Source organism: Streptosporangium jomthongense (assembly GCF_042650425.1).
In the GTDB taxonomy this organism is placed as follows: domain Bacteria; phylum Actinomycetota; class Actinomycetes; order Streptosporangiales; family Streptosporangiaceae; genus Streptosporangium.
The window spans coordinates 396,956-411,256 of record NZ_JBHSBC010000014.1; the positions used below are offsets into that span (position 1 = coordinate 396,956).

Annotated in this window: 17 protein-coding genes; 11 read left to right on the top strand and 6 right to left on the bottom strand. The window is 72.0% G+C overall.

The genetic code is table 11. The features are described 5' to 3' along the window. The first annotated feature begins 3 nt into the window (after positions 1-3). The 5 genes from ACFOYY_RS16565 (at position 4) to ACFOYY_RS16585 (ending at position 4,090) form a co-directional block, all read left to right on the top strand. The gene (locus ACFOYY_RS16565) at positions 4-1,254 is read left to right on the top strand and encodes an amidohydrolase family protein (RefSeq protein ID WP_362910676.1); all 1,251 of its coding nucleotides are present in this window, start codon (positions 4-6) and stop codon (positions 1,252-1,254) included. Next, positions 1,247-1,657 carry a DUF4440 domain-containing protein gene (locus tag ACFOYY_RS16570; RefSeq protein ID WP_352008711.1) on the top strand — a complete coding sequence of 137 codons (411 nt, stop codon included), beginning with the start codon at positions 1,247-1,249 and terminating at the stop codon, positions 1,655-1,657. Before ACFOYY_RS16565 ends, ACFOYY_RS16570 begins: the two co-directional genes overlap by 8 nt. 22 nt (positions 1,658-1,679) lie before the next feature. After that, on the top strand, positions 1,680-2,021 hold the full coding sequence (locus tag ACFOYY_RS16575) for a TIGR04076 family protein (RefSeq protein ID WP_362910672.1): 342 nt from the start codon (positions 1,680-1,682) through the stop codon (positions 2,019-2,021). A gap of 10 nt (positions 2,022-2,031) precedes the next feature. Continuing rightward, positions 2,032-3,054 carry an LLM class flavin-dependent oxidoreductase gene (locus ACFOYY_RS16580; RefSeq protein WP_352008713.1) on the top strand — a complete coding sequence of 341 codons (1,023 nt, stop codon included), beginning with the start codon at positions 2,032-2,034 and terminating at the stop codon, positions 3,052-3,054. 145 nt (positions 3,055-3,199) lie between these two features. Next, the gene (locus ACFOYY_RS16585) at positions 3,200-4,090 is read left to right on the top strand and encodes a tryptophan 2,3-dioxygenase (RefSeq protein WP_362775068.1); all 891 of its coding nucleotides are present in this window, start codon (positions 3,200-3,202) and stop codon (positions 4,088-4,090) included. Between the two features lie 4 nt (positions 4,091-4,094). On the opposite strand, the gene ACFOYY_RS16590 is transcribed toward ACFOYY_RS16585, so the two are convergent. After that, positions 4,095-4,709 (bottom strand): helix-turn-helix domain-containing protein, encoded by a 615-nt coding sequence (locus ACFOYY_RS16590; protein ID WP_352008715.1) that lies wholly within the window; start codon positions 4,707-4,709, stop codon positions 4,095-4,097. A 72-nt stretch (positions 4,710-4,781) separates the two neighbouring features. Continuing rightward, positions 4,782-5,972, bottom strand: coding sequence for an acyl-CoA dehydrogenase family protein (locus tag ACFOYY_RS16595; RefSeq protein WP_352008716.1), 1,191 nt, complete (start codon positions 5,970-5,972; stop codon positions 4,782-4,784). Positions 5,973-6,385: 413 nt separating this feature from the next. Here ACFOYY_RS16595 and ACFOYY_RS16600 point away from each other — a divergent pair, with 413 nt between their 5' ends. The 3 genes from ACFOYY_RS16600 to ACFOYY_RS16610 all read left to right on the top strand — a co-directional run bounded on the left by ACFOYY_RS16600 (position 6,386) and on the right by ACFOYY_RS16610 (position 8,797). After that, the gene (locus ACFOYY_RS16600) at positions 6,386-7,003 is read left to right on the top strand and encodes an NADPH-dependent FMN reductase (protein ID WP_386190232.1); all 618 of its coding nucleotides are present in this window, start codon (positions 6,386-6,388) and stop codon (positions 7,001-7,003) included. A gap of 119 nt (positions 7,004-7,122) precedes the next feature. Continuing rightward, positions 7,123-7,821 (top strand): TetR/AcrR family transcriptional regulator, encoded by a 699-nt coding sequence (locus tag ACFOYY_RS16605; RefSeq protein WP_352008718.1) that lies wholly within the window; start codon positions 7,123-7,125, stop codon positions 7,819-7,821. Positions 7,822-8,080: 259 nt separating this feature from the next. Then, on the top strand, positions 8,081-8,797 hold the full coding sequence (locus ACFOYY_RS16610) for a maleylpyruvate isomerase family mycothiol-dependent enzyme (protein ID WP_352008719.1): 717 nt from the start codon (positions 8,081-8,083) through the stop codon (positions 8,795-8,797). A 40-nt stretch (positions 8,798-8,837) separates the two neighbouring features. Here the strand turns inward: ACFOYY_RS16610 and ACFOYY_RS16615 are convergent, their stop codons facing one another. From ACFOYY_RS16615 to ACFOYY_RS16625, 3 genes are read right to left on the bottom strand one after another with little or no spacing between them, the layout of a single operon-like run. After that, positions 8,838-9,281: a dCMP deaminase gene (locus ACFOYY_RS16615; protein ID WP_352008720.1), complete on the bottom strand. Its 444-nt coding sequence runs from the start codon at positions 9,279-9,281 to the stop codon at positions 8,838-8,840. A 56-nt stretch (positions 9,282-9,337) separates the two neighbouring features. Then, positions 9,338-10,018: a response regulator gene (locus ACFOYY_RS16620; protein WP_386190233.1), complete on the bottom strand. Its 681-nt coding sequence runs from the start codon at positions 10,016-10,018 to the stop codon at positions 9,338-9,340. Beyond that, positions 9,991-11,331, bottom strand: coding sequence for a sensor histidine kinase (locus ACFOYY_RS16625; protein ID WP_352008722.1), 1,341 nt, complete (start codon positions 11,329-11,331; stop codon positions 9,991-9,993). Before ACFOYY_RS16625 ends, ACFOYY_RS16620 begins: the two co-directional genes overlap by 28 nt. Positions 11,332-11,516: 185 nt before the next feature. Here ACFOYY_RS16625 and ACFOYY_RS16630 point away from each other — a divergent pair, with 185 nt between their 5' ends. Together ACFOYY_RS16630 and ACFOYY_RS16635 are read left to right on the top strand one after the other, a co-directional pair. Further along, the gene (locus ACFOYY_RS16630; protein ID WP_386190234.1) at positions 11,517-12,389 is read left to right on the top strand and encodes a CPBP family intramembrane glutamic endopeptidase; all 873 of its coding nucleotides are present in this window, start codon (positions 11,517-11,519) and stop codon (positions 12,387-12,389) included. A 128-nt stretch (positions 12,390-12,517) separates the two neighbouring features. Next, complete coding sequence (locus tag ACFOYY_RS16635; protein ID WP_352008724.1) at positions 12,518-12,904, top strand: hypothetical protein; 387 nt, start codon at positions 12,518-12,520, stop codon at positions 12,902-12,904. A gap of 18 nt (positions 12,905-12,922) precedes the next feature. Here ACFOYY_RS16635 and ACFOYY_RS16640 read toward each other — a convergent pair whose 3' ends face one another. After that, on the bottom strand, positions 12,923-13,300 hold the full coding sequence (locus ACFOYY_RS16640; RefSeq protein ID WP_352008725.1) for a hypothetical protein: 378 nt from the start codon (positions 13,298-13,300) through the stop codon (positions 12,923-12,925). 312 nt (positions 13,301-13,612) lie between these two features. On the opposite strand from ACFOYY_RS16640, the gene ACFOYY_RS16645 reads away from it, so the two are divergent. After that, positions 13,613-14,278, top strand: a complete 666-nt coding sequence (locus ACFOYY_RS16645) for an AIM24 family protein (protein ID WP_386190235.1) — start codon at positions 13,613-13,615, stop codon at positions 14,276-14,278. The last annotated feature ends 23 nt before the right edge of the window (positions 14,279-14,301 follow it).

Sequence of the window (14,301 nt, forward strand, 5' to 3'; positions counted from 1 at the left end):
CCGATGGGCGACCTCGTCATCGTCAACTGCACCGTGGTCGACAGCAGGGCGGACGGCACGACCGCCGAGGGCGCGCGAGTGCTCACCGACGCGGCCGTGCTGGTCAGGGGAGAGCGCATCGTGCTCACCGGCCCCCGGGAGGAGGTCCTGCCCCACGCCGAGGGGGCGAGGGTGATCGACCTGGACGGCGCCCACCTCACGCCGGGCCTGGTCAACATGCACACCCACTTCTCGCTGTCGCTGCCCGGCGGCGCCGGGGAGGGCGTCAAGAACCTCAACCCCCACGAACTGGCCCTGCACATGGCCGACGGGGCCCGGCGCACCCTGCGCTGCGGCGTCACCACCGTGCGGTGCGTGGCGGAGAAGGACCACGCCGACTTCGCCCTGCGCCGCGCCATCGAGGCGGGCACCGCGACGGGACCGCGCATCTTCACCGCGGGGCAGGCGCTGGTCTGCACCGGCGGCCACGGCCACGAGGGCTCGGACACCCTGGAGTGCGACGGCGCCGACGGGTTCAGGCGTGGCGTCCGCACGCAGCTCAGGGCGGGCGCCGACCTGATCAAGGTGATGATCTCCGGCGGGATCGCCGGGGAGCACGAGCGCATCGACACCCCGCAGCTGTTCTCCGACGAGATGGCCGCGGTGCTCGCCACCGCCCACGCCTGGGGGCGCAAGGTCACCGCGCACGCCGGCCCCGCCCCGGTGATCGCCGAGGCCGTGGAACTCGGCCTCGACTGCGTCGAACACGGCTACCAGCTCACTCCGGAGGTCGCGGCGGCGATGGCGGCGCGCGGCACCGCCCTGGTGCCGACCCTCATCGTCACCAGGTGCAAGGAGTTCTTCGACGAACTCGGCGTGCCCGAGTGGATGCAGTGCCGCTCCCTGGGGGCCGGCCCGCGCCACCTGGAGAGCTACGCCATGGCCCTGGAGGCGGGCGTCGAGATGCTGCTGGGCAGCGACATGCCGCCCTTCTGGGACTTCGAGGGCACCAACGCGACGGTGCGGGAGCTTGAGCACATGTCGGAGGGCGGCCTCGGCCCGGCCCGCGCGCTGTACGCGGCCACGCTGGGCCCCGCCCGCTGGCTCGGCGCCGCGCAGGACATCGGCACCGTCGAGGAGGGCCGCTACGCCGACCTCGTCGCCATGGACGCCGACCCGCTGGACTCGGCGTCGGCCTTCCGCACGATCCGCTGGGTGATGAAGGGAGGCCGGGTCGTCCGCGACGACCGGGCCGGAGAGGCGAACCATGTCTGAGAGCGCGTCCGGGACCGCGAGCGCCGACGTCGAGGCGATCTCGACGGGCATCGACGACATGTACGAGGCGTTCCTGCGGGGCGACCGGGCGCGCTTCGACGCCCATCTGCACGCCGAGGTCACCGTCTGGGAGACCCATCTGCCGGGGCCGCTGCGCACCCGCGCCGAGCTGGATGCATATCGTGAAGAAAGGGACCAATCGGGCGCCCGGCCCGTCCTCGACGGGCTGCGCGCGCAGGACAGACGGATCGACGTGTGGGGGGACACCGGCGTCGCCCGCTACGTGCTCGTCGCCGAACCGCCGGGCGCCCCCGCCGAGTACAGCAGGGTGACCGACGTGCTGCGCCGTACCGGTGACACGTGGCTCATCGTCCACCACCACGCCGAACTGCTCGGACCCTGAGGCCCTGAAAGGAGACGTCACCGTGGAGAACCCCGTGGAGAACACGGAAGACGGCGACATGGAGCTCTACGACCTGCGGGTCGTGGTCGACCGCATCGAGGGCAGGTCCGTCTGCGGGATGGAGGTCGGCGACTGTTTCACCCTGGAGAACAGCGCGCACCTGCGGCTGCCCGACGGAGGGCACTTCTGCGTGTACGCGCTCGCCTCGGTGCTGCCCTTCCTCGCGGCCAAGCAGCGTGACCTCGCCTCGGGGGACTGGCTGGCCCAGGACTCCCTGTTCGCCTGTCCCGACCCCGAGGAACGGCTGGTGATGCGGGTCGAGCGCACCGGCCGCCGCAGGATGAACTCCGCCGACCTGACCTGAAGGAGCCCCCATGACCGTCGCCGAGATCGGCCTCGGCCTGCAGAGCGACAAGAGGGCGGGCGACTACGCCAGGCTCGCCCGCCGCGCGGAGGAGCACGGCTTCGACGTGCTGAGCGTGTTCGGCGACCTGATGTACCAGCCCCCGATCTTCCCGCTGCTTGAGATGGCCGCCGCCACCCGCCGGGTACGGCTCGGCCCGGCCTGCCTCAACCCCTACTCGGCGGCGCCGTACGAGATCGCGGGGCAGGTGGCGGCGCTCGACCTGGCCTCGCACGGCCGGGCCTACCTGGGACTGGCCAGGGGCACCTGGCTCGGTGCCGTCGGCATCGCCCAGCCCAGACCGCTGACCGCGCTCGACGAGGCGGTGAAGGTGGTCCACCTGCTGCTCGCGGGCGACCGGGAGGGGTTCGAGGGGGAGATGTTCCGCCTGGCCCCGGGCACCGCGCTGCGCTACGCCGTGCACAGGCCGCGCCCGCCCCTGCTGCTGGGCGCGTGGGGGCCGAAGGGGGCCGCCCTGGCCGGGCGGATCGCCGACGAGCTGAAGGTCGGCGGCAGCGCCAACCCGGCGATGGTCCCGGTGATGCGCGAGCGGGTCGCGCGCGGCGCGGCGGATGCGGGGCGCGACCCCGCCGACGTCGGGCTGGTGTTCGGCGCGGTGACCGTCGTCGACCGGGACGGGGCGGCGGCCAGGGCCAGGGCCCGCACCGAGGTCGCCATGTACCTCGCGGTCGTCGCGGACCTCGACCCGACCGCGAACGTCCCCGCCGACCTGCTGGCCCGGGTCAAGGAGCTGGTCGACGCCGGACGGCACGAGGAGGCCGGGCGGCTGATCCCCGGCGACCTGCTCGACCTGTTCGCCTTCTCCGGCGATCCCGAGCACGTCGCCGCGCAGGCGCAGGCGCTCATCGACGCCGGGGTGCGGCGCGTGGAGTTCGGCACCCCGCACGGCCTCACCGACGACGGCGGCGTCGATCTGCTCGGCGGCGCGGTGCTTCCGCTGCTCGACCGTTCCCCGCGTGTCGTGGCCGGTTGAGCACGAGGGGGTCACGTTCCGTCATGTCGAAACCCGATCCGCCGATAACCTTCGGTGCATAAGGCGAAAGGCGCTAATCACCTCACAGTCCTGATTTCAGGAACGTTCAGCAAGCGTGAACATATAGCTGAACGAAGGAGGCCACATGACGACGAGGCGCACCAGAGGCCCGGGGGCAGGCCGGGTCGGGGTGATGGACAAACGCGGGCGCGCCGACCGGGCGGCGGCCAACGCGGGCGCGCCCACACTGGAGTTCACGGCGCGGACCCCCTACGACGAGTACGTCGGCACCGAGGTCCTGCACGGTCTGCAGCGGACGGTCACCGACGTGCCCGAGGAACTGGCGTTCCTGGTGACCACCCAGGTCATGGAGCTCTACTTCGGCCTGCTGCGCGCGGAGTGGACCCTGGCCAGGGGGCTGCTCGACGAGGACGACGTGACCGGGGCCACCACGGTGATCGTCAGGAGCGTGCGCCACTTCGAGGCGCTCAACGCGGCCTGGACGGCGCTCGGCTGGATGACCCCCGCCCAGTTCAACTCCTTCCGCGACGAGCTTGGCGAGGCCTCGGGATTCCAGTCGGCGATGTACCGGCACCTGGAGTTCCTGCTGGGCAACAAGTCGGAGTCGCTGATCCGCCCGCACCGCCGGGACCCGAAGGTCCACCAGGAACTGCTCGACGCCCTGCGGGCCCCGAGCCTCTACGACAGCACGCTGGCCCTGCTGGCCAGGAGGGGCTTCGACATCCCCGTGCGGCACGACCTCACCGCGGAGTACGTCCCCAGCCCGCTGGTCGAGGCGGCCTGGGTCAGGGTCTACGCCGAGCGGGGGCCGGGCGATGAGCTGTGGGCCCTGGGCGAGGCGCTCACCGACCTGTCCGAGCGCTTCTCCGACTGGCGTTACCGTCACCTCATGGCGGTGCGCAGGTCCATGGGGGCCAAGCCGGGCTCGGGCGGTTCGAGCGGGCTGAGCTGGCTTGAGCGCAGCCTGCGCCGGGAGGTCTTCCCCGAGCTGTGGTCGGCCAGGACGGCGATGTAGCGGTTCAGAAGAGCCGGGGGGTGACCACCGAGACCACGGTGGTGACCCGGTCGGTGTCGTTGTACATGCTGTGCGGGACCGCGGACCTCAGGTGCACGCTGTCACCCGGGTACAGGCGGTGCTCGACGCCGTCGACCTCGTAGATCAGCTCGCCCTCCAGCACGAAGGCGAACTCCTCACCCGGGTGGCCGTAGGCGTCCTCGCGCCGCCCGCCGGGGGCGATGCGCACCAGCAGCGGTTCGAGGACGAGGTTCCGGCCACGGGCGGAGAGCATGCGGTAGGTCTGCTGTCCCGAGATGTACTCGGTGGCCCCGGCCTGCGCCCGGGTCAGGGTGAAGTGGCCGGGCGGCTGCGGGGCCTGCGGCTCCTCCTGCCGGGGCTCCTCGCCGAAGAAGTCCCCGACGCTGCGGCCGAGCGCCGCCGCGACGCCGTTCAGGGCGGTCAGGCCGATGGCGGAGATGCCCCGTTCGACCTGGGACAGGAACCCGATCGAGAGACCGGAGGCGGCGGCGAGCCCGCGCAGCGTCAGGCCGCGCTCCTTGCGGAAGCGCCGCATCCTGGCGCCGACGTCGCCGTGGACCCCCGCTCTCGCGTCGCCCTGGTGCTCCGGCACGGCCACCGGCTCTCCTCCTCCGCCTTGTTCGCTCCCGCCAAACATAGTTCACAGAGCACGGCGGTACGGCCTGCGGGCTCAGACTCGCAGCATCGCCGCCATCGGCGGTTCCTTGCCGGTGAGGTACCAGTCGCCGATCCAGACTTCCTTGGCGTCGGTCGGGTCGTGGGTGGCGAAGGTGCGGGCGTTACGCCAGAAACGGTCGAAGCGGTACTTGTTGGCCGTGCTGCGCGCGCCCGTGAGATCGAAGATCTCCTGGGTCACGCTCAGCGCCGCCCGGATGCAGGCGACCTTGACGCCGAACGCCTCCACGAACAGCTCCGTCGGATCCTCGTCGAGGTCGCACCGCTCGATCCTGCGGGCGGTGTCCAGGAGGAAGGCGCGGGCGGCGCGCAGGTCGACCGCGCAACCGCCGATACGGCGGCGGACGAGGACGTCCTCCGTCGCGCTCTCGAACTCGGGGAAGCTCGGACGGTCCAGCTTGCGCACGTAGTCGAGGGCGGCGTCGAACGCGCCGAGACCGGGCCCGAGCATGATCGCCGCGTGCATCAGGAAGACGTAGGACAGGAAGGACGGGGAGGCGCCGTTGCCGTTGAAGTGGTAGCCGTCGGGGACGAACACCTCGTCGTAGACGATGGTCTGGCTGTGGGTGCCCCGCTGGCCCATGGTGTCCCAGTCGTGCTTCATGGTCACGCCCGGCTGGTCGAGGGGGAGCAGCGCGTTGTAGCGGCCCCTCCTTCCCTCAAGGGTGAGGCCGACGGAGGCCCACCCGCCCCCGCCGCTGTTGGTGTTGAACGCCTTCGTGCCGTTGACGACGAGACCGCCCTCGACGCGCCTGGCCGTCACGGGTCCCGGCGCCCCCGCCTCGGAGTTCGAGGCGCAGAGCCTGACGCCCTCGTCGCGGATCAGGCGGGCCATCTCCACCTTCGTCGACTCGGGCAGCGTGTTGCCCTCCCGGAAGATCTCGAAGGTCACGAGCGCCTGGACCACGAAGTTCATCCCGGCCGAGGAGTCGCCCGCCATGATGTCCAGGGCGATCCTGAAGAAGTCCTCGGTGTACAGCTCGGGCCTGGCGTCGTTGATCCCGCCGAACCTGTGGGGCAGGCAGAAGGCGAACAGGCCCTCCTCCCAGATCCGCCGCATTGCGAACGTGGTGTCGACGTTGGCCGCGTCCACCTCGGCGGCGCTCTCCGGCAGCTCCTTGCGCAGGAGCGCGGCTCTGCGGGTGAGGTCGGTTATCCGTTGTCTGACGGTGTCCTCACCATTCATAGCGGAAGTCGCCCCGTTTTCCTGAAAAGTCATGACCTCTCCCGTCTTGCGGTCGTGTACCCGACGAGCAGCTGGAACCCGGGCCTTCGACCTGCGCGCACCGCCGCGCCGGGACGTCCGTCAACCGGCCGGGCCGCGCCGCCCGGTGGGGTCCGGACCGGACGTCGAGGCGACCGTCCGCCGGACCTGCCGCGCGAGAGCCGTACCCGCGCTTCGAATTAAGTAAAATCCGTATTCGGATTCTAAGTCAAGGCTTGACCGAAGTGCCCGGGCTGTCGGTTGCGCGGTATTGACGGAGCGAGGAGAGCGCCGGATACTCGAAAAAGAATACTGATTCGGATTGACTGATGTCGTCGGTCCGGGTCCCCGCCGCACGACTGGCCGAACCCCCTCCCCACAGAGGAGACAGTGGAATGCAGCCCTTCGTCGTCGGACTCGGGGGCACGACACGCGCCTCCTCAAGCAGCGAGAACGCCCTGCGCCTCGCCCTCGACGCCGCGGCCTCCGCCGGGGCCAGGACCGAGCTGTTCGGCGCCGACTACCTGTCCGGCCTGCCGATGTACGACCCGGCGCGCCCACCGGGAGGCCCGGGGAGGCGCCTGGTCGAGGCGCTGCGCTCGGCGGACGGTGTGATCGTCTGCTCTCCCGGCTATCACGGGTCGGTCTCCGGTCTGGTCAAGAACGCCCTCGACTACGCCGAGGACCTCAGGGACGACGCCCGTCCCTACCTGACGGGCCGCGCGGTCGGCTGCGTCACCACCGCGTACGGCTGGCAGGCGGCCGTCACGACGCTGCAGGCACTGCGCACCATCGTGCACGCGCTGCGGGGCTGGCCCACCCCCCTCGGCGCGGCCCTCAACGTCGCCGAGGGTCGTGACGGGCGCGGCTGGAGGCCCGACGAGCGGGTGCTCACCCAGCTGCGCACCGTGGGATTCGAGGTCTGCGGGCGCGGCGTCGTCCCCCCGCCGCGGGGGGTACGCGGCGCACATCAGAACGGATCTTCGGATACTGCTACGGTGGGAACGCGCTGACAACCGGACCGAGGGGCGACGGCACCGCTGACGGCGACACCGTCGGCAGCACTGGCGGCAGCACTGACGGCAGCACTGACGGGGCCCCTCGCGCGTCCACGCTGGGCGGAGGGAATGGCATGTCGGGAGGCCCGGCGACCGCCCCCGGGAAGGGCGGCCCCGAGGACCACGCGGGGGGCAGCTGGCTGCCCGGCCTGCACGAGGGTCTGCTTGAGGAGCCCCAGCAGCGCCGCAGCCGCCGCTCCGCCCTGCAGATCCTCGACGCCGCCAGAACGGTGCTGGCACGCGACGGCGTCGACGGCTTCACGATGGCCGCGGTCTCCGAGGCCTCGGGCATCTCCATCGGCGGGATCTACGGCCGCTTCGACGGCAAGCAGGGCCTGATGCGGGCGGTCGGGGACATGATCCTCACCCGCCTTGAGGACGACCTCACCGAACGGCTGGGGCGGGCCGAGACGACCCTGGCGGACGTGGTGCTCGCGTTCGTCACCTGCCTGTCCGAGGACGTCGCCTCCCAGGCCGTGCACCCCCTCGCCGAGCACTCGACGGACGACGAGCCGCTCAGGGCGCGCAAACTCCGCGCCCGTGAGCGCATGTTCGCCTCCTTCAGGCTGGCGGTGCTGCGCCACGAGGACGAGATCAGGCACGAAGACCCGGAGGCGGCCCTGCTGACGGTCTTCCACATGTGCCTGAGCAGCTTCCTGACCGCCTACGACCTCGGCGGCGGGCCGGGGCTGCCGAAGTCGGCGGCGCACCTGCGCGACGAACTGGCCCGAGCCGGTCTCGCCCACCTCACCTCCCCGGCTCCCCGGTCGTAGACCACGTCATCGGGCCCGCGACCGGAGCGCCGGCGAGCCGGGCCGTGTCACCGCCGAGGGCCGGATCGGGGAGCGTCCGGCTGAGGGCGCCGAACCCCACGGGCCCGGCGGCGCGGTCCGGGCCGCGACGGGGTCCCAAGCCCTGGCACGGAACCGGGCACCCGGCCGTGAGCGGCGTGACCACAGGCATCACCACAGGTGCTGACCTGCGGTGATGCCGCCTGTTGCCCCTCGCGCCGGGCGGGGTATCGCTCATGACATGAGCTCATCACCCAAGGATCCCCTGCCGGATCTCGACCCCTTCGACATCTTCGACACCGAGGCGGCCCGCCTCGACCGGTACTTCTCCGGGCTCGACGAGGAGGGCTGGAACCGCCCCTCCCGCGCGGCGGGCTGGTCGGTGCGCGACGTCCTCGGGCACCTGGCGGGGGAGGAGCTGTACAACCACGCCTGCCTCGACGACGACCTCGACGGGTTCTCGGCGATGCTCAGGCGCGAGGGGGTCGAGGGCGGGTTCAACGCCTTCAACGACTGGTGCGTGCGCCGCCGCAGGGACCTGCCCGTCGAGGAGGTGCTCCAGGAGTGGCGCGAGGCCAACGGCGAGACCCGCGCGCGCATGCGGGCACTCGGCCGGGAGGCGTCGCTGCCGACCCTGGCCGGGCCGTACCCCGTCGGGCTGCAGACCTTCCACTACGACTCCGAGTACGCCACCCACGCCGACGACGTCGGGGCGCCCGTCTCGGAGGAGGAGGCCGACGACCGGGCCTGGTGGCGGGCCAGGGTCGCGGTCTTCGTGCTCGCCGAGCAGGGCTCGCAGGCCCAGGTCGAGCCGACCGCGGAACGGATCTGGGTGTACGCCTACGGCACGGCCACCCAGCTGCCCGTACCGATCTTCGTCGAGGCGACCGTCGGCAGGCTCCCCGACGACTACCCGATCGACCGCAAGGTCAGAGCCGCCCTGCGCTGCCTGGCCTGACCCCGCGGCCCCTCCGGCAGGCCGTACAGCTCGCCCGTCCTCAGGACGCCAGGAGGTGCGCGTTCGGCCTGCGCGCGGCCTCGGCCAGCCCCGGGATCTCCAGCACCGTGACGCCCGCCGCGGTGAGTTCCTCGGCGCCGCGGCAGTCGACGAACAGCAGGGGCTCCCGCCAGGCCAGCACGACCCGCCGCACCCCGCTGCCGATGATCAGCGTGCTGCAGGGCACCGGGCGGGAGTGGCGCACGCTGCACGGCTCCAGGCTGCTGTAGACGGTCGCGCCGGGCAACCGGGGGTCACCGGGGGAGACCCTGGAGAGCGCGACCTCCTCGGCGTGCAGGTGGGGGCCGGTCTCCCGGGAGTGCCCCCTGGCGATCTCCACGCCGTCCGCGCCGACCACCACGGCGCCGACCGAGAAGGCGGTCGAGGAGGGCGGGCAGAGCCCGGCCAGGTCACACGCGAGCCGCAGCCACTCGTGGTCGTCCAACTCTCCCCCTCCGGTGGAACCCGTCCCCGCAACGCTACCGGCCCTGTCCGTGGTGCTCAGGTTCCCGGGCGGTCCTCCTGGCTCCTGAGGTAGGCCAGCACCGCGAGGACCCTGCGGTTGGTCCCCTCGTCCGGCGGGAGTGAGAGCTTGGCGAGGATGTTGCCGACGTGTTTGCCCACGCCCGTCTCCGAGATGGACATCATCCTGGCGATCGCGGTGTTCGAGTGGCCCTCCGCGACGAGCGCCAGGACCTCGCGCTCACGCTCGGACAGTGCCGAGAGCGGGTCGTGGTGGCGGCGCAACAACCTGCGCACGACGTACGGATCGACCACGGTGCCGCCGTCGGCCACCTGGCGCAGTACGGCGGAGAACTCCTCGACGTCGACGATCCGGTCCTTCAGCAGGTAGCCGATCCCCCTGCCCTCCCCGGAGTCGATGAGCTCGTAGGCGTAACTCTGCTCGACGTACTGGCTGAGCGCGACCACCGCCAGCCCGGGACGGGCGCGGCGCAGCTCGACGGCGGCGCGCAGCCCCTCGTCGGTGAAGCCGGGAGGCATCCGGATGTCGGTCACCACCAGGTCGGGGGAGTGCTCGGCGACGGCGGCCACGAGCGCCTCGGCGTCGCCGACCCCGGCGACGACCTCGAAGCCGAACCTGGCGAGCAGCCCGGCGAGCCCCTCCCGCAGGAGCACGGCGTCCTCGGCGACGACTACTCGGACGGGTCGTTCTGACCGCAAGGGATCTCCACACGTAGCAGGGTCGGTCCGCCGGGCGGGCTGGACATCAGCATTCTGCCGCCGGCGACGGAGACCCGGTCCGCCAGGCCGGTCAGACCGGTTCCCTCCTGCGGGTCCGCCCCGCCCCGGCCGTCGTCGGAGATCTCGACCACGAGGAGGCCGCCCGGCGCGCTCGCGGTGAGGGCGGCGCGCGTGGCGCCGCTGTGCCTGGCGATGTTGGTCAGCGCCTCCGCCGCCACGAAGTAGGCCGTCCCCTCGACGTGGGCGGGCAGCCGTTCCGGCAGGTCGGCGCGGACGGTCACCGGCACCGGGCAGCGGTCGGCGAGTTCGTCGAAGGCGGCGGCGAGCCCCTGGTCGGACAGCACCCGGGGGTGGATGCCGTGGATGAGCTCCCGCAGCTCGGCCATGAACTGTTTCGCCTGGCCGTGGGCCTGCGCCATGGCCTCGGCGGCGGGGGAGCCGGGCGGGACGTCGAGCCTGGCCATGCCGATCTGCAGGGTGAGGCCGACGAGCCGTTGCTGGGCGCCGTCGTGCAGGTCGCGCTCGATGCGCCGCCGTTCGGCCTCGAAGGCGTCGACCAGCCGTGCGCGGGAGCGTGAGACCTGCACCAGCTGGGCGCGCAGCCGTTCGCCGGGGCCGCCCTGGAGCAGCGCCCGCGCGAGCGCCGCCTGCGCGCCCGCGAGCACCGCGATCGGGTAGGGCAGCAGCGGCAGCAGCACCAGGCCGGCCAACGCGTACGGCAGCGCCTCACCGAGGCCGCCGACCTCGGTGAAGCCCAGGGAGACCGGGTCCATCTCCCCGGCCACCAGGAAGGGGGCGGTCAGGAACGAGACCGTCAGCAGCGCCAGCAGCAGCACGACGGCGTAGACCACGGGCCCGGCCGTGGCGAGCAGGAGGGCGTAACCCAGCTCGCGCCAGGTCGCCGCCTCGGTGTAACGGGTCCGCAGCCACGGCCACGCCCCCGGCGCGGGCGGCGCGCGGTGCCCGGAGACCAGCGGCGGGGAGCCGACCATGCGTGTGCGCAGCCGTTCGACCCTGGCCAGGGCGGTCGCCACGACCGGCCAGAGGGCCACGAGCCCGGCGCCGAGCAGGATGAGCGCGACGGCGGAGCCGGGGGACAGCGGCCGCCCGCGCGCCTGCCGCAGCAGCACCAGGCCCCACGGCCACGCGAGCGCCCCCAGCGCCAGCACGGCCCCCGCCGTCAGCGGGATCCCGGTCAGCAGGTAGCCCGCGGAGCGCCACGGCCAGCCCGTGGCCAGGAAACGGCGGTCGGTGACCGCCTCAAGCGGGGTTCTCGGTTCTCGGGACGGCACGCGCCCCACGCTAGCCCGCCCGCTCGTCCCGTCCCATCCGTCTGGCGGTAGTTCCCGGGTACGGCCGGCCACCCCCGGATCGGGTGTTCCGGCGTAGTGACCGTGGCTCGGGGCGGGTGATGTGCTGACGCGGCGTCCGGGACGGTCCCGGATGTGAACGGAAACGAGAGAAAGGCGGAACGGCGGTGGCGTGGAAGGACAGGGGCGTGCTCGCCTACCTGCTCATCACCTTCGGGGTCTCCTGGGCGGGGATGTTCGCCGTACGGCTGCTGCTGGGGATGTCCCTGGCAGACCCGCTGGCGCAGTTGTCGATGGCCTTCGTCCCGGCGATCGCGGCGTTCGTCGTACGCCGCTGGGTGACAGGGGAGGGGTTCGGCGACGCGGGCCTGGCGCTCCGGCTGCGAAGTGCCTGGCCCTACTACCTGGCCGCCTGGTTCGGCCCGCCCGCGCTGGTGGTCATGTCCGCCGGGGTCGCCGCGGCCACGGGACTGGCCGACCCGAGCCTGGCGTCGTTCGACGACGTGCTTCCCGGCCTGCCGGGGTGGGCCTTCCTGCTGCTGCTGGTCGGCCTGATCCCCCTGCTGTCCCCCCTCTACTGGGGGGAGGAGTTCGGCTGGACCGGCTACCTGCGGCTGCGCCTTTTTCCCGGCCGCCCGGTGCTGGCCTCCGTCGTGACCGGCCTCATCTGGGGCGCCTGGCACTACCCCCTGGCCTTCCTCGGGTACGTCGAGTACGCCGACGTCGTGGCCGGGCTGCTGATCTGGACCGTCTCCTTCCAGTTCCAGGAGATCCTTCTCGGCTGGCTCCGCCAGCGCAGCGGCAGCATCTGGCCGTCGAGCCTGGCGCACGCGGGCAACAACATGGTCCTGTTCCTGCTGGTCGGCATGTTGCTGGGGAAGGAGGGCGCGCGGTTCGGCGGTTCGGCGACCGACCTGATCGTGATGGGCCCGCTCGTCCTGGCCTCGATCCTGGTCGTCGTCGGCGGCCGGGGGAGGCGCTCCCCGAGGAACGCCGTCACCGGGAGCGGCAGGGCCGCAGGAGCCGTCGGGGCCGGCTGACCGGACGGCGGTTCACGGCGGCCCCAGCCGATGTCTCACGCCCCGGAAGTGTTCTTTGCCATGCGCCCGTTACTGTGGATTGAGAGCTGGTCACAGAGGGATGTCATGACTGGTCACAGGGGGGCGCCATGAAACGCATCATCGCCGTCACGGCTCTTGTCATGGTCACCACGGTCGGGCTCGTCGTCACCGGGACCGGCACCGGGACCGCGGCGCGGGCGCTGCCGAAGGACAACGGCAGGACACCGGTGAGCCGGTCACAGTACGAGACGCTCCTCAACCAGTGCTCCTACGCCGCGACGGCGCGGCGCAGGGCCGAGTGCCGGGACACGGTCAGGCAGGACTACCGGGCGGGCGGCGAGGAGAACCCGGACCTGGACTGCCGTGAGTACTCCGGGGTCTCCGTGTGCGGCAGGTTGCGGCTGAGCCCCGCCGAGCGGGCGTGCGTGCGGGACTCGGTCGCCAAGGGGTTGACCTACCGCCGCGCCGAGGTCGAGTGCTACGCGTTCACCTGACGGGCGGCCGGGGCCCGGTCAGGGCTTCCACTCCTCCTTCCAGCCGGGACGCAGGCGGTAGCCGTACGCCGTCTCGGTGAGCGCCTCGGTGAGCACCTCGTCGCGGATGGCGGCGACGGCCAGGGCGTGCGCCTCACCCGCGGTGAGGCTCTCGCCCTCGCGGATGCGGCCTTCGAGCCCGTCGAGGACGGCCCGGTTCCTGGTGAACATCTCGACGATCCTGATCTTCGCCTCGCTGTTCGAGCGGATGTGGTCGATGAACCCTCGGCCGCTTCCCGGGCCGAGGGTCCTCTCCCCGAGGGTGGCGACGAGGTCGGTCTCCGCGGCGAGGGCTTCGGCTCCGGCGACCTCGCGCCTGATGGTGTGGAACAGCCAGCCCGCGATCTCGGCGGTCACGTCATCTCCTTGGACATGCGCTGCCCCGGCGGCAGTCGCGATTATTTACGATCATTAATCGCAATTCCGGTCCTGTCGACAGGGGGCGGGTCGCCCACCGTCACGGCAGGACGGGCCCGGCGGGACGGGCCGATGGCCGGTCTTCGCCACCCGCCCGTCCGGACTCGCTCACGAGGCGGTAGCGTAACGACCAGATGTAGTGATTTTTCGGTGATTCGCCTGATGGTTGGGCATTTTGGGCTCGGGGGGAACTCCTCTGTCGTCCCACGCGTCATTCCGGTGTGAATCCCCCGACACCGAGAGGCATCGCCTGTGCGTAGCTCGTTCTTCGGAAACCTCGACCAGGGGCAGGTTCCCGGTCACTTCGCCCTGCAGAACGCCAAGGTGCTGCGGGTGCACCTGAACGGGGAGGTTCTGGCCCGGCAGGGGTCGATGGTCGCCTTCCAGGGGCAGATGGACTTCGACTACGAGGGCGGCGGCGTGGGCCGCCTGCTGAAGAAGATGGTCACCGGGGAGGGCGCGCCCCTGATGCGCGTGCGGGGCCAGGGCCTGCTCTTCCTGGCCGACAACGCCGACGACGTCCACCTGTTCTACCTGGAGAACGAGGCGATCACCGTCAACGGCAGGAACCTGCTGGCCTTCGATCCGCAACTCACCTGGGACATCCAGCGGGTGCAGGGCGCGGGCATCGCCACCGGCGGTCTGTTCAACACCACCGTCCAGGGCACCGGGTGGGTGGCCGTGACCGCGCACGGGGCTCCGGTCCTGCTCGACGCCTCCCGTATGCCCACCTACGCCGACAGCCAGTCCGCGGTGTGCTGGAGCACGGGTCTGCGCGTCGGCGTCAACCGCACCTTCAAGGCCTCGGCGCTCATCGGGCGCGGCAGCGGCGAGGCGGTCCAGCTCGCCTTCCAGGGGCAGGGGTTCGTCCTGGTCCAGGCGAGCGAGGGCCCGATCGTCCCGCAGAACGGCGGCTGACACCCCGGCGGGAGATCCCGGCC